This is a genomic window from Vibrio sp. 03_296 (genome assembly GCF_002265885.1).
The window spans coordinates 1-615 of sequence record NZ_NPKW01000457.1; the positions used below are offsets into that span (position 1 = coordinate 1).

Annotated in this window: 2 pseudogenes; both read left to right on the forward strand. The window is 43.1% G+C overall.

From position 1 onward, the window contains the following. Positions 1-270: pseudogene (locus CIK04_RS25365) on the forward strand (hypothetical protein); the annotation flags it as partial. After that, positions 254-615 (forward strand): annotated as a pseudogene (locus CIK04_RS25370) (F0F1 ATP synthase subunit A); the annotation flags it as partial. The pseudogenes CIK04_RS25365 and CIK04_RS25370, both read left to right, overlap by 17 nt.

Here is a 615-nt window from a genome sequence, read left to right on the forward strand (position 1 = left end):
TTTTGTTGTCGCCAATGCAGTATTTTCTGTGTGTGCATTCTTGTTTGTAGGAGCGAGAGCGTCAAAGTACGTTGCGTATCTCTTTCTACACGGGTGAAGCGCTGAAATTCTCATTACAGTAGTGCTGTTTCTGTCGCCTGCATGTATATGCAGGTGGAACTTGTTCCCCTGAAACTAACCTATTTGCTGGTTCTTGGTATTAATATCTTTGCGCCAGCGCTAATTCAATTAACAACAAAAAATAGGATGAGTTATGGCTGCGCCAGGTGAACGTCGCTAACACCTTCCGGTTACATCACCTTCAACCTACCTTACTAACCTTTCAACTTACAAGTTGGGGCTAGTGGCGGAAGAGTCGAGTTTCTGGAACGTACATATCGATAGTCTGTTTTTTTCTTGGTTTACAGGGTTAATTTTCCTCGGAATTTTTTACGCTGTAGCTCGAAAAACAACAGCCGGTGTACCAGGTAAGCTTCAGTGTGCTGTTGAAATGATCGTAGAATTTGTCGCGACAAACGTCAAAGATACGTTCCATGGACGCAACCCGCTGATTGCACCTCTAGCACTGACTATCTTTGTTGGTATTTTGATGAACTTGATGGACTTAGTTCCAAT